A 13,553-nucleotide genomic window follows, 5' to 3' on the forward strand; every position below is an offset into this window, starting at 1 on the left:
TTCTTAGGGATGTCTGGACCGAGGCGGCCTCCGATTTGAGTGAAGGGGACGAGCTTGGCGCAGCGTAGAGTGAGCTGCACGGGCACGCTGATAAGCTCGTCTATCTCAGATCGTAGCTCATGCCTGCCGCCATCGAGGCGTTAACTTGCGGCTTATCCCTCAACTGTTATACTGTTTTTGAAAAACAGTATAACGCCGGAGTCGAGCTTATGAAGGCGATCGATCTTATGTATCAGACGATGCTCGCCGAGCTCGGTCAGCGCTCGCTCGACGCCGCTTGGACAGCCGATTTCCCTCCGGAGGGTCGGTTCACCCCGGCGAACATCAAGGGGCGCAAGTATTGGTACTTCGACATCCCAGATGGGCAAGGTGGTACGAAACGTCGTTACGTCGGTCCTGCTGACGATCCGGACATCGCGCGGCGCGTAGCTGATCATAAGCGGGACAAGGATGATCTACGCGCTCGCAGGCGGTTGGTAAATACCCTGACACGCGAGGGCGGTATGATCGCCCCTGACGCCATGTCGGGAGACATCGTCGAGGTTCTTGCCGATGGCGGTCTTTTTCGGCTCCGGGGTGTTCTCATCGGCACGGTGGCCTTCCAATGCTATTCGGGACTGCTGGGCGTCCGCCTTCCCATGGCTGCAATTCTGACCGGCGATGCGGACATTGCTCAGGATTATGCCATCAGTCGGGAGGTTGAAGATAGTCTGCCTCCGATCCTTGGGCTGCTGCGAGGCGTAGACGCCAGCTTTCGTCCAGTTCCACATCGATCGGGATCCTCGGCCTCGTCGGCCTTTCAGAATGCCGACGGCTACAGGGTTGAGTTCCTGACGTCGAACCGTGGTTCTGATGACTATATCGATCAGCCGGCAACGATGCCCGCCCTTGGCGGCGCCAGCGCGGATCCGCTACGCTTTCTCGACTTCCTTATAAGGGAGCCCGTCAGGACAATGCTGCTCCACCGAAGCGGAGTCCCAGTTGTCGTTCCTGACCCGTCTCGGTATGCGGTCCACAAGCTCATAGTCGCCAGCCGCAGACACACTGGCGGGCAGGGGGCAGCAAAGCGAGAGAAGGACCTTCGTCAAGCTGCGCTGCTCTTTGAAGCCCTGCAGCAGACAAGGCGATCTGCTGACTTGGCGCTCGTCTACAATGAAGCATGGGAGCGTGGGTCTGCGTGGCAACAGGGTATTCGAGCCGGGGCCGGAATGCTGCCGGCACAGGATGCCGATCGGTTCAAGACAGTTCTGATCGAGGGCGCGAAAAAAAACCGTGAAGAAATTGAACTTCCGTTTGACGAATAAGGCTCCTTTCGTTTTCCAAGCAGTTGATCTGACCAGAAGCGGCGAAGGGTAAATATGGTGCCGAGAGTTCGAATCTGCTCAAGAGAATAGAGAGCCGGGGCGAGGTTCGGTCAGCTTCCGGCCTATGCACATCAGCTGCGAAGGAATGCCAGCAGGTCGGCGTTCAAGGGGTCCTTGTCGACATGCAGCAATCCATGCGAGCCGCCTTCGTAAACGATCAGCTTGGCATGCGGAACGAGCCCGGCGGTCAGTTTCGCAGAGATCTCCAGCGGGACGATCTGATCATCGCTGCCGTGGACGACCAGTGCGGGGACGGTGATCTTCTTCAGGTCATCGCGGAAATCGGTCTCTGAGAAGGCGCCGAGCGCATGGTAGGCGGCAAGAAAGCCGGTTGCCTGCCCCTGCCGCTAGTAGCTCTCCCGCAGGCCTTCCGAGACATGCACTCTCGGCCGATTGAAGCTGTAATACGGTATGGTGACGTCGAGATTCCACTGTGACCGGTTTCCCTGCACGGCTGCGCGGAAGGTGTCGAGCAACTCCTTCGGCGCACCCGTCGGGTTGGTTGCGGTCTTGAGCAGAAGCGGTGTCACCGACGAGACGAAGGCGACCTTGGCGACACGGCCCTGGCCATGGTGCGCGACATAACGTGCGACCTCGCCACCGCCCATCGAATGACCGACGAAGGTCGCCTCGTGCAGATCGAGCGCCTCGACCAGTTGGGCCAAGTCGTCGGCAAAGGTATCGTAGTCGTAGCCGCCGGATGGCTGGCTCGACCGGCCAAAACCCCGACGGTCATGGGCAATGACGCGATAGCCGTTCTGCAGCAGGAAGAACATCTGGTCCTCCCAGGCGTCGGACGAGAGCGGCTAGCCATGGCTGAACACCACGGCGGAACCGGTGCCCCAGTCCTTGTAGTAGAGGCTGGTGCCTTCTTTCGTGACGAGGCGATCGCCAGTTGCCTTGTCGGCCCGGTTTGATGAGGGGGTCTTTGCATCCGCCGGATTGGCGCCGGCCCCGGCTGCAAGTCCGACGTCAGCGATGGCGACCCCTTTCAGCAGGTTGCGCCGCGAAGCGCTATCGGGTGTTGAGATCGTGGACATGAGGAAACTCCGTGAGAATTGCCGCCCTGGGGCGGCGTAATTGGCAAATGTGGACGGGATTGTCGGTGCGACGTTCAAGCCGCTTCTGCACGGGGGATTAGAAGCCGAGCCTGCGCAGATCCTCAGAGACGAACATCTGGCCGCTGCGATTCTTGACGCTCGGCAGCTCGGATACCTTCGCGCGCCACGACTTCAGGGCGGAATGATCTTCAGGGATGGCAATGCCGGCGGCATCTGCAAACATCAGCCCGGCAAACACAGTGATATCGGCCATCGAAAATGCATCGCCGGCCACGAAAGGATGGTCCTGCAGCACCGTGTCGAAATACCGCATGCCGGCGAGCGCCTTGTCGCGCTGGCGGTTGCCCCAGTCCTGACGGCCAGCCCATTCAGGGCTCTTGAACATTTGCAACGCGTCGCCGAGGCCAGGCGTTGCGTGGTGGAAATAGTTGCCAACGGCGTCGAGCAGTTCGGTTTCCGCCCGCTTCTGCATCATGTGGATGACGGCCTTTTCCTTTGGCGTCTTGCCGGTGAGCCGCGGATCGCCGTCGAGATTGTCGAGATATTCAGTGATGGCGGTGGCCTCACTGATGTAGGTGCCGTCATCGAGTTGCAGGACCGGCAGCACGCCGGAGGGATTCTTTTCGAGGAAGGCCGGCTGTTTGTGTTCCGCGGCGATGAGGTCGACGGAGACGAACTCGACTTTGGGCTCCAACCCCTTCTCGGCCAGCACGATGCGGATGCGGGCCGGATTGGGAAAGCCGGGGCGATCGAAGATTTTCATGAGAGACTCCTTGTCTGTCTATCGATAGATAGATTGCCAGCATCGTTTATCTCTTCCCTTTTCGGCCGTCAACAACTATCTATCGAGTGATAGGTAATGGATCGACGATGGCTAGAACGAAAACGGATATGCGCGAGGCGGTCATGACCGCCGCAAGAACGACAGTACAGTCGCATGGCTACAATGCGCTCAGCTTTCGCGAGCTTGCGAAAGAGGTCGGCATCAAAAGCGCCAGCGTGCATTACCACTTCCCGACCAAGGGCGACCTCGGTGCCGCGTTGGCGCGTCGCTACACGGAAGAAGGGGCAGCCTATCTGGCGGAGCTACTGGCGACGTCGGAAGATGCGACCTGGTGCATGGACAAGTACACAGAGATCTTTCGCTCTGCCTTGGCCAATGACAATCGCATGTGTCTGTGCGGGATCATGAGTGCGGAACTTGACGATCTTCCTGTGGAGGTCCGCGCCGAGGTGGACAAATTCGCCGCGATGAACGTCGGCTGGCTCGCCCAGGTGCTCTCTCGGGCTAAGTCTTCGGTTAGCGAGCAGGACCTGCAGGAACATGCGATGGCGATCTTTTCTGCGATCGAGGGGGCCCAGTTGGTCGCACGCGGCTGCCGGGACATTGGCATCTATGACCGTACGATCCGGGCATATCGGGCGACAGGTCTTATTCCATGATTGGTGACGGCATCTAAAGGAACGATGCTTCCGGCTGCTCCTCTCTGCGGCGCAATTCTCACGAACGGCTAACGGGAAGCAGACTTGACAGAAAAAAATACAATATATAAGCGCGGTCGAGATCGCCGCGTTGACGTGTTCCGCTGTCCGCTATCTTTGCTGGTTCAAGCAGGGCGCTCGAAGGAAGCTCAATCCAATGAAACCCGTTCTCGTCGGTGACGAGGCTCGAATTTCAGACGCCAACCGGCATGCCGTGACGCCGGAGAGGCTGTGGAAATCATCTACCTCGTAAAACTTGACAGCAGGTAGGATGACAGCTGCCATTTCCGCAATCGCTCGGCCAATCCCCAGTTCGAGGATCGTAGTTGCACCGCGCTCTGCAGGGCATCGATTGCGGCGGCCCAATCCGATCCTCTCGGCCAACTGCTGCACGCGGCCCTTTTGTGCGCAATACGGATCCCACGCCTGCGGATCCCGAGCGGAAGAACTCCGGTTTGTGGCTCCTAACCGGTCATTCCATGCAGACAAAGCGGATATTCGACGGCAAGAATTTCAGATCGATAGCTCTTGTAACAACGGAGTCGCAGGTTCGAATCTATTCAAGAGCTGGAAACTACTCCCGTAACCCTGGTTATATCTAGCGCGCGGCAGTGATGAGAAGTTTGCCTGTCGGTGCGTCGTGTCTCGTATTACAATTGTAGTCCGATGCCATTAGCGCTTGCCGAATGCACGAAGAAAGGTCTTCGTTGCCTCTCTTGCCATACGGTCGACTTCTTCCTCTGGCGTCGCGCGGCCGATCTGTTGGTTGATCCGTAGATCTGTTGCAAGCAGCGCCATATACTGACGCGCGGCAAGTGCCGGATCCTCTATGTCGAGATGGCCGGCCAGCGCGAGCTGCGCCAGGCGAGCTGCGATGGCGGGGTATTTCTTGCCCGGTCCGTATTCCTTCCAGGTCTCAAACAATTCGGGAAATCTGCCGCCCTCGGTCTCGATGAGCTTGCGTAGCCAGAGACCATTCGGATCGCAGACCGCCTTGCGCAGGAGCAGCGCTGAAAATTCGGTCAGTTCCTTTTCGAGATCGATAGGCGCAACGGGAAATGTGTCCAACACCCGAAAGAAGCCGGCGCTCGACTTCTCGGTGATCTCCGCAACCACAACCTTGAACAGATTATCCTTGTCGCCGAGTTGATTATACACCGTCTGACGGGACACGCCGGCTCTTGCCGCGATGGCGTCGATGCTCGCCGCCGCAAACCCCTCCTCGGCAAAAACGTCTGCGGCCGCGTTGAGGATTGCCTGACGTTTGCTGGTGGCGGGCGGATTCTCTGTCTCGGAAGAAACCGCTGCGGGCGAAGTTTTCATGACACCACCATATAGGACTTGACCAATTGGACAATACTGTCCAAAATATTTTACAGGAATGACGGACCATGCGTTGGAACCATCTCCGTCTTTCCGCTGTCCCATCTATAATCGCCCACTCAATCCCCGTCACATGCTTTTTGTATGAGACTTTGTTTCGTCCGGGGAATGGTGTGCGGGAAAGGTTTCTTCCGTGCAGAGCAAGGATTCCGTTTCATCCCTCGGAGCCGGCGGCTCCCACCATGCCATCGTCCTTGGCATCCTTTCAGCCGTGGGTCTCTTTGCCCTCGACATGTATTTACCCGCGTTGCCGACGATCAGTCTGGATCTCCACGCTGACAGCCATGCAGTTCAAGCAAGCTTGATCTCCTTTTTCGCCGCCATGGCCGTGTCGCAGATCATCTATGGTCCGTTGTCGGATATGTTTGGCCGCAAGCGGCCTCTGTATGTCGGTCTGGTGCTCTATATCCTCGGCGCGATCGGTTGCGCGCTTTCCACCGATATTGGCTGGCTGGTCGCCTTCCGTTTCATTCAGGGCACTGGCGCCTGTGCAGGTGTCGTGATTGCCCGCGCCATCGTGCGCGACCTGCATACAGGAGCCGCCGCCGCGCAACTGATGTCGCGGCTTATGCTGGTTTTCAGTATCTCACCCATCCTGGCGCCGCTTGCGGGCAGCATCGTGACAATGTTCGGGAACTGGCGACTGATCTTTTGGGTCATGGTCTTTGCTGGCGTTGTCGGCTTCGTCGCGGGCCGTTTTTTCCTCGAGGAGACCCGTCCGGTTGCGGCACGCAGTGAAAGTAGCCTCGGCGGGGCATTGAAGGCCTATGGAACACTCCTCAGGGACCCGTACTATCTCGGCCTGGTGCTGATGGCCTCCTTCGGCATGTCAAGCTACATGATCTATGTCGCCAACTCTTCCTTCGTACTCATCGGCCATTACGGGCTCTCTCCAAGCTTTTACAGCGTGGTCTTTTCGGTGAATGCTGTCGGCTTCATCGGCATGTCGCAGATGAACGGCTGGCTTGCCCGCCGGATTGGTTTGCGCAAGGTGATTCGCGGTGCAGTTTCCGGTTATGCGCTGGCGATGTTGGCGCTGGCTGTCCTGATGGCCGGTGGAGCCGATCGCCTCGACATCATGGCGGCCTTCCTGTTTGCAGGCTACGCTTTCCTTGGAATGATCGTGCCGAATGCGGCGGTGCTGGCGCTTGAACACCATGGCCGCATCGCTGGCACAGCCTCGGCGATGATGGGGACGGTCCAGTTCATGACATCGGCGCTGGTGGTTGGCATCAGCAGCATGTTTATGGACGGTACGGCGAGACCGATGGTGGTCGTCATCGCTATCTGCTCGGCCATCGTGCTCCTCCTTTCGATCGCAGTGCTGAAGAGCAGGCATGTGGTGGCGGCTGAATAGATCTCGCTGCCACCGATTGCAGCGGCTTAACAGGAACTTGAGCGACGAAGACGCAAGAACGCGAGCGCACTGATCCATGCGTTTCAGAGCATGGGATTTGCTCATATCTTAGTTGCCCTTCGGTTCAACAGAAACCGTCGCAGTCCGGCCGGCAATAAGCCGGACTGCGTCCGGGGTATCATCTATCTCGATCCGCACCGGAACTCTCTGAGCCAGGCGGACCCAGGCGAAAGTCGGTGCCACGCTCGCAAAAGAGCCGGCAGAATCACTTCGCTCCCGATCCTCTATGCCGGCGGCGATGCTCGCGACATGACCGGTTATTGTTTCCGGCTCGCCCATGATATCGATCTTGACTCGATCTCCGACGTGGATACGGGGAAGCTTTGTCTCTTCAAAATATCCCGCGACGTAGATGGATTCTCTTTCCACCAGCACACCAACCGCGTTTGCCGCAGAGACATAGTTCCCGCTGCGGAGGGAAAAGTTCGTGACTGTCCCGGATGCTGGGGCCTTCACGATGGTCCGCTTGAGGTTCAATTCCGCCAGATCTCGAGCTGCAAGCGCCGACTGGTATGCTGCTTCGGCCTGATGCATCTGGCTTTCTGCATGCTGCCGCTCCTTCAGGCTGGCTGCTTCTTTCGATGCGAGCAGTTGATATCGTTCGAATTCGATCCGTGCCAGCTCCGCCGCAGCCTTGGCGCTCTGCACTTGGGCCTCTGCCTCGCGCAGCGCAAGTTCGAAACGGTCTGCTTCGATGCGAAACAGCGGCGTTCCTTTCTCCACCTGGGCGTTGTCGGACACGAGAACCTGCGTGACGGGACCCGAGACGTCTGGTGCCAGTCGAACGATATCCGCACGGACGTGGGCGTCCCGTGTCCACGGCGCTTCCATATAGAAGGACCATAAGTGCCAGCTTAAAACTGCTGCGCAGCCGACCATGGAAAGGGTCAATAGGGCTCGGCCCGACGTGAAAACGAGGTTCTTCATCCTTGAAACCAGTTGATAGCGGCGGAAAGTCCGCCGAGGAGAGTGATGTAGAATGCGAGATTGAATAGAGAGGGATGCCACACCACGCGGTAAAAACCGATCTTGGCGAGAACCGCTGTGAGAATGCGAAACATGCCGTATGCGAGCAAAGCGAGCGCCGAGAACGATGGAAGAAAGACGCCGTAGAGATCGTATTGTCCGGTCACGCGACGGCCGTCCTAGTAGAAGGTGTTGGCAAAACCGGAGGATCAGCGTCCCGGGCGACGCAGATGCGAAGAGCGGCTGCACGCACAACAAGTTCCCTTTCCGCATCCACCGCGATCACGCGCGGAGCGGAAAGGATGAGATCGTCCAGCCTCGATAGGGCATTTTTCAAGGCCTCGTCACGGTCGGCAGGCACCAGGTCATATACCACCGCCAGCGCCGACAAGACTGCTTCCGTCTTGAAGCGGATAGGTATCGATGCTTCATCAGCGAGCTCTCGCATCGCCGTCATATGAAGTCCGACCCTCAGATATCGTATGAGGTCGGCATTTGACGTCTCCGATGTTGGCGGAAGTCTTGCCGCTCTGGAGGCAAAGAGGCCTGCAATATCGATGACGCGATCATGCGTGACATGAGCGTCGGAATGTCTGCCGGCCGCGATTCCTGCGACATGCTTCCGGGTTACGGAAGAAAGCCTTCCGGCATTTGTCTCCGCGCTTACGGATCGGAAGATGCCGCAGACCACGATCGTCCACACCATCGCAAGAATGGTCGCGATCGCCGTGTTTGCAAACGTCACGAAGTCGCTGGTCTGGTGTGCCTGGAGGGTGAGAAGAAGAGGAAAGTTTATGCACAGCCCCATGCCGATGATCGCGAGCGAAGGCACGGCGAGGCATATCCCTGCAGGGATCAGGAACAGCCCGAGCGCAGCGACGAGCGGCACAAAACCGTCGATCATCGGTAGGATCGCGAAGCCGTAGACGAACGCTGCGATGACCGACCCGATCGTCACCTCGACGAACTTGCGCATGGCTGGGACCGGATCGTCCATTGCCGCAAGGAGACAACAAAGCACACCCGAAATCTGGGCAAATGTCATTCCGTCGGACCAGCCGCTCGCAATCCAGAAGAAGGTCGACGTTGCGAGGCAGATCGCGACTGCCAGCGCCGATAGCAAGGCCATGCCCACGTCGCGATGCTGACCCTGCATCTTATCGGGAGCAGCGAAGCGGCGGCGGGCTGCTCTTGGCGCATTCTCTTCTTTTATGGATTCCCGAAGAGAACGGCACTCGTCAGAAATTCGAAGAATATCGCGCAGACTGCGGGAAACGTTGATAAGAACAAGCTGTTCCCATGAAGAAGGCACGCCGGAAGAGGTAAGCGCGTCGATCTTAGCCCTAGAGCTCTCCATGGTATCGGCGGAACGAGAGCCAATCCTTGCAATCAAAGACAGCGCCTGCTTTGATTTCGGAGTGTGAAGCTTGATCAGTGGTCGTCGCAAATCCTCCAATTCGCCCAGCAATGGAAGGAGCGACACCATTCGACGCTGCAGCGATCTTACCAGCGAAACTGCACGCCGATATCTGGATCCGTCATATTGAAGGTGGACCGTGAAAGACCGCAAGTCCGCCGCATCCGCCGCCAGTCCCTGCCGTTCGATCCTCCTGTGGTTTTCATCTGTCCCGTCGGTTGCCGTCGCTGCGAGGAGCTTCTGCGCCCTTGCCATCCAACCATCGATCCGGTTGATGAGCACCACACCAACGTGAGCCGGAAAAACAGCGTGGCTGATGATCGAGGCACAGGTAATCGCAAGAGCGATTTCCTCAATTCGGGACGCCACAGTGTCGAACGTGTTTATCGGGGCCGTGACCAATGGCAATCCTGCGAGGAGCACTGTGTATCCTGCCAGCAGGGGAACATAGCTACGAGGCGTGCGATCGAGAAGACTCATGAAAGTACAAGCCGACACCCATGCAATGATCGCTGCTGAAAGCAGGATAGGCTCGTTAACAAGGTTCGGAACCATGACAAGCGTCGCAGCACCGCCTAGGAGGGTTCCTCCCAGTCGATAGAGCGACTTCGACGATATCGCCCCGGAAAGTGGATGCGCGACGATGTAGACGGTCGCCACTGCCCAGAACGGTCGCGGCAGGTCGAACCTTATTGCGATAAAGTAGGCCAGCATGGCCGCCAGGAATGTCTTCAATGAAAAGATCACGTTCCCGGTGGTAACAACCGATCGACCGTTCACAGATCATCTCCTGGGTCGGTGCTTCTTTGCGTGATATTTCGTCCATGACCGGAGATGGTAAGACCGTAGATCGTAGGCGAAACGTAGCAGAAGAATGGCGATGCAATGCAGGCATGAAGATAAGCTTCGGCAGGATCGCCACATGAAATCGTTGGCAAGTCCGTCGCCGGAGGCGTCAGCAAGGCACAGAACCTTGAGGCGAACGAGCCGGCCTGCTTCAGCGTGGTACGAATAAATCTTCCAACCAACCGCGTCTTCGGCGGCGGCGATGAGCTTTCAGCCCGCGAAGGTATGGCCGCGGTAGGATCATGCAGCTGGACTGCCATCATCATCTCCTAACTTCGTGTCTGATCGAAATCTATCGACAAAGTTCCTCGATGAATTTAGACATTCTCTCAAATGATAGCGAAATTCCACCAGACCCCAATGTCTCTTGCCGGGGCACGGGACGATGATGATCTCGACAAGTCAACGGCGCGATTGAACGCCGTGAGGATCGATGTCTCGCAAAACGAGCGCGAAGCCCCCGAACATCGTCATCGCAAAGGGCAGCTCGTCATGCCCTTGCACGGGGGCGTGACATGTCGTGTTCCGAACGGGATGTGGATGGTTCCACCCCACTGTGGTGTGTGGGTTCCGGGGGGCATTCCCCATAGCAATGTAGCGACCGCCAATGCACGTTTGTTCTTTCTGTTCATTGAGCCGGGTGCCGCCGATCTGCCGGAGCGGTGCTGCACGCTTTCGCTGTCTCCTCTCGTCAGGGAGCTTATCATCGAGATGGCTGATCATTCCGACGTAGCGACGGCGGATGCTGAACTCATCACAACATTGCTTCTATCGGCTTTGTCGCGGATGCCGGTAGAGCATCTTCATCTGCCACTGACGGCCGAACCGCGACTGGGACGCATCGCATCGGCATTGGTCGATGATCCATCGGATCGGAGCACGATCGAACAATGGGCGGCGCGAGTGGCGATGAGCGAAAACTCGCTTGCTCGTCTTGTTCAACAGGAGACGGGGCTTACCTTCGGGCGTTGGCGACAGCAATTGCAGTTGATCATCGCAATCCGCAGCCTTGCAGCAGGGGCAACGGTTCAGCAGGTTTCGGGCGATCTCGGATATGAGTCCGTGTCTGCATTCATCACAATGTTCAAGAAAGCGCTTGGCGCATCGCCAGCAAAATATTTAAGGAACTTTGACCGATAAACGCCAGGGAATTTAGTTACAAAAGCCCCAACAGGAGATGACGCATGTTCACGCACATAATGATCGGCAGCAACGACTTGGAGCGCGCCAGAAGTTTCTATGACGCCACCTTCGCTGCATTAGGAGGCAAGCCCGGCGAGATGGATGCGAGAGGCAGGCTGATCTACGCCCACGAGGGAGGGCGGCTGATGATCACGAAACCGATCGACGGCAAGCCGGCGACTGCGGCCAACGGTGGGACGATCGGTATCGTCGCCGCGAGCTCCGGCCATGTTCTGGCGTGGCATGCCGCCGGTATCGCGCATGGTGGCATGGCAATCGAGAGCCCGCCTGCAGAGCGTCCGAACGGGTCGTTCGTCGCATATCTTCGCGATCCGGATGGAAATAAACTAACCGTCCGGACTCTGCCGACGAAATGAGATAGGCGTCAGCAGCGCTTAATGGACAAAGACCCGAATGGCCGGCACCACGAAGCCGAGCCCTAGATCCAAGTCCGAGCCGACCTGCCCGGACCTGCCTGCTTCTGGGGAAGAATGATCCTAACCTGCGAACGGCTTGCGGATTTCTTCCAACAACGGCATCTCAGGCGGCGGTCGTCAGCGCAACCGCAAAGTCGCGATAGTTGTGCAGTGGACGACCCAAAATCGCGGTCAGCCGTTCGATGTCGCCGGTCTCGGGGATCATGCCATCGCTGACGTAGCGTTCCGCCATCAGGCGCATCTCATAGGCGGTCCACTTCGGCATGAAGCTCGCCATGCTCTGCTCGAACCCGCTCGGATCGTCGCCGCCGTAGACAACTGGCCGACCAAGCAGGTCCGACCAGATCTTCGCAACGTCCGCGCCCGTCAGCGTGTCGGGGCCGACGAGGTTGATCGTTTCGATCGGCAGCTTGCCGTGAGCCTGGTCGCGGCGGATCAGTTCGATGGCGGCAACCTCGGCGATGTCGCGGGCGTCCACCATGGCAACACCCTTGCTGCCGATCGGCATCGGGTAGACGCCGTGATTGAGGATCACATCCTTGATCATCAGCTCATTGTCGATGAAGTAGGTCGGGCGCAGGATAGTGGCGCTGAAACCCATCTGTACGAGCATGCGCTCGGCGCCGAACTTGACGGCGAAGTGCGGCACGTTCACCGCACGGTCGGCTTCGAACACGGAGAGATAGACGACCCGTTCGACGCCTGCCTCGCGGGCGATATTGAGCGTGATGATCGCCTGGGCGAATTCGTCGCCGGTAACGGCATTCAGCAGGAACAACGTGCTGACGCCATGGAAGGCGCCGCGCAGGGCATCAATGTCGAGCAGGTCGCCCTGAGCGACTTCGACGCCAGCCGGGACATCGGCCTTCGAGGGATCGCGGGTCAGCACGCGAACCTTTGCGCCGCGTTTGACGAGTTGATCGACGACGTGATGGCCGACACGGCCGGTGGCGCCTGTAACGAGAATGGTCATTGTGGTTACTCCGGTTGGGGTGTTCAGTTGACAGTCATCAATTTAATGATCCACATTGATCCCGATAGACGCTCTATTTGGACCCACTGTCTCACTGGTGAAACACATGGATCTGCTCGCTCTTGCCGATTTCAATCTGGTCGCCCGCCATGGCGGGTTCGGCAAGGCCGCTCGGGCAACAGGTCGTCCGAAGGCAACCTTGTCACGGCGGGTAGCTGAGTTGGAGGCAAGTCTCGACCTGCGCCTGTTCGAGCGCGGCGCCCGGACGCTGAAGCTGACGGAGGAGGGGCGTGCACTCTTCGAGCGAACGGGCACGCTGCTGACAGAACTTGACGAAACGGCGAAGGCGATCGCTTCAGGCGGACATAGCCCCCGCGGCCGGTTGAGGATCAGTGCACCCTTGCTGTTCTCGCAGACGGCGTTGGGGAAGCTTGCAGCAGGATTTGTCCGGAAATATCCCGAAGTTCAGCTTGAGATCACGACGGAAGACCGGGCCGTCGACATGATCGAGGAAGCCTATGATGTGGTCATACGCGTGAATCCGGAGCCAGATGAAAGTCTTGTCGGCCGCGTCTTCCTGCATGATCGTCTTGTTGTCGTGGCAAGTCCCGACCTGCCGCGTCCAGCAGGCCGCAATGCTGTTCCCGCCGTCACCCGTGGAGCGATGAACCAGGCCGAATCGTGGGAGGTCACGACTTCAGGGGAAAAATTCCGCCTTGTGGCAAGGCCGGTTCTGAGCGTCTCCTCCTTCATCATGGTTCGCGATGCCGTCCGCGCCGGGGTGGGCGCGGCGCGTCTACCCCTTTCGCTCGCTATTCCGGATCTGGCCACTGGCAGGCTGGTGAGTTGGGGTGAGGTGGAAGGATTTCAGACCGCCCTTTGGGCGCTATATCCGACGCGGCGGCTTCTCAGCGCCCGCGTGTCAGCATTTCTGGACTATCTTAAGGAAGCTTTTCCTCGGGGAGCGCCTGAGGAGCTTGCGGCCTATATGGAATAAAGGGGGGTATGGCCCGGTGTCTGTCTGG

Annotated in this window: 13 protein-coding genes and 1 pseudogene; 6 read left to right on the forward strand and 8 right to left on the reverse strand. The window is 58.3% G+C overall.

What is annotated here, in order from left to right; genetic code table 11:
* The first annotated feature begins 209 nt into the window (after positions 1-209).
* Positions 210-1,304 carry a nucleotidyltransferase family protein gene (locus PH562_RS01360; RefSeq protein WP_285171174.1) on the forward strand — a complete coding sequence of 365 codons (1,095 nt, stop codon included), beginning with the start codon at positions 210-212 and terminating at the stop codon, positions 1,302-1,304.
* A 131-nt stretch (positions 1,305-1,435) separates the two neighbouring features.
* Here the strand turns inward: PH562_RS01360 and PH562_RS01365 are convergent.
* A pseudogene (locus PH562_RS01365) lies at positions 1,436-2,404 on the reverse strand (alpha/beta fold hydrolase).
* Between the two features lie 97 nt (positions 2,405-2,501).
* On the reverse strand, positions 2,502-3,188 hold the full coding sequence (locus PH562_RS01370; RefSeq protein WP_113233122.1) for a glutathione S-transferase family protein: 687 nt from the start codon (positions 3,186-3,188) through the stop codon (positions 2,502-2,504).
* 107 nt (positions 3,189-3,295) lie between these two features.
* Between PH562_RS01370 and PH562_RS01375 the strand changes: the two genes are divergently transcribed.
* Positions 3,296-3,868: a TetR/AcrR family transcriptional regulator gene (locus PH562_RS01375; RefSeq protein ID WP_285171093.1), complete on the forward strand. Its 573-nt coding sequence runs from the start codon at positions 3,296-3,298 to the stop codon at positions 3,866-3,868.
* Positions 3,869-4,579: 711 nt separating this feature from the next.
* Here PH562_RS01375 and PH562_RS01380 read toward each other — a convergent pair.
* A complete protein-coding gene (locus PH562_RS01380) occupies positions 4,580-5,230 on the reverse strand; it encodes a TetR/AcrR family transcriptional regulator (protein WP_285171094.1) in 651 nt (216 codons plus the stop codon).
* A 193-nt stretch (positions 5,231-5,423) separates the two neighbouring features.
* On the opposite strand from PH562_RS01380, the gene PH562_RS01385 reads away from it, so the two are divergent.
* Positions 5,424-6,647: a multidrug effflux MFS transporter gene (locus PH562_RS01385; RefSeq protein WP_113233119.1), complete on the forward strand. Its 1,224-nt coding sequence runs from the start codon at positions 5,424-5,426 to the stop codon at positions 6,645-6,647.
* Between the two features lie 108 nt (positions 6,648-6,755).
* Here the strand turns inward: PH562_RS01385 and PH562_RS01390 are convergent, their stop codons facing one another.
* Genes PH562_RS01390 through PH562_RS01405 form a run of 4 tightly spaced genes read right to left on the reverse strand, consistent with a single transcriptional unit; the run spans position 6,756 to position 10,196 of the window.
* Positions 6,756-7,634, reverse strand: coding sequence for an efflux RND transporter periplasmic adaptor subunit (locus PH562_RS01390; RefSeq protein ID WP_285171095.1), 879 nt, complete (start codon positions 7,632-7,634; stop codon positions 6,756-6,758).
* A complete protein-coding gene (locus PH562_RS01395) occupies positions 7,631-7,840 on the reverse strand; it encodes a DUF1656 domain-containing protein (RefSeq protein WP_113233117.1) in 210 nt (69 codons plus the stop codon). The genes PH562_RS01390 and PH562_RS01395 overlap by 4 nt, the downstream gene beginning before the upstream one ends.
* The gene (locus tag PH562_RS01400) at positions 7,837-9,870 is read right to left on the reverse strand and encodes an FUSC family protein (RefSeq protein WP_285171096.1); all 2,034 of its coding nucleotides are present in this window, start codon (positions 9,868-9,870) and stop codon (positions 7,837-7,839) included. Before PH562_RS01400 ends, PH562_RS01395 begins: the two co-directional genes overlap by 4 nt.
* Positions 9,867-10,196, reverse strand: coding sequence for a hypothetical protein (locus PH562_RS01405; RefSeq protein ID WP_285171097.1), 330 nt, complete (start codon positions 10,194-10,196; stop codon positions 9,867-9,869). Before PH562_RS01405 ends, PH562_RS01400 begins: the two co-directional genes overlap by 4 nt.
* A gap of 73 nt (positions 10,197-10,269) precedes the next feature.
* On the opposite strand from PH562_RS01405, the gene PH562_RS01410 reads away from it, so the two are divergent.
* The gene (locus PH562_RS01410; protein ID WP_162738193.1) at positions 10,270-11,076 is read left to right on the forward strand and encodes an AraC family transcriptional regulator; all 807 of its coding nucleotides are present in this window, start codon (positions 10,270-10,272) and stop codon (positions 11,074-11,076) included.
* Between the two features lie 44 nt (positions 11,077-11,120).
* Positions 11,121-11,495 (forward strand): VOC family protein, encoded by a 375-nt coding sequence (locus PH562_RS01415; protein ID WP_113233114.1) that lies wholly within the window; start codon positions 11,121-11,123, stop codon positions 11,493-11,495.
* A gap of 163 nt (positions 11,496-11,658) precedes the next feature.
* Here PH562_RS01415 and PH562_RS01420 read toward each other — a convergent pair whose 3' ends face one another.
* Positions 11,659-12,528, reverse strand: coding sequence for an SDR family oxidoreductase (locus PH562_RS01420; protein WP_285171098.1), 870 nt, complete (start codon positions 12,526-12,528; stop codon positions 11,659-11,661).
* 106 nt (positions 12,529-12,634) lie between these two features.
* On the opposite strand from PH562_RS01420, the gene PH562_RS01425 reads away from it, so the two are divergent.
* Positions 12,635-13,525 carry a LysR family transcriptional regulator gene (locus tag PH562_RS01425; RefSeq protein ID WP_285171099.1) on the forward strand — a complete coding sequence of 297 codons (891 nt, stop codon included), beginning with the start codon at positions 12,635-12,637 and terminating at the stop codon, positions 13,523-13,525.
* Positions 13,526-13,553 lie beyond the last annotated feature (28 nt).

Origin of the sequence: Rhizobium centroccidentale (assembly GCF_030182565.1) — a bacterium.
In the GTDB taxonomy this organism is placed as follows: domain Bacteria; phylum Pseudomonadota; class Alphaproteobacteria; order Rhizobiales; family Rhizobiaceae; genus Rhizobium.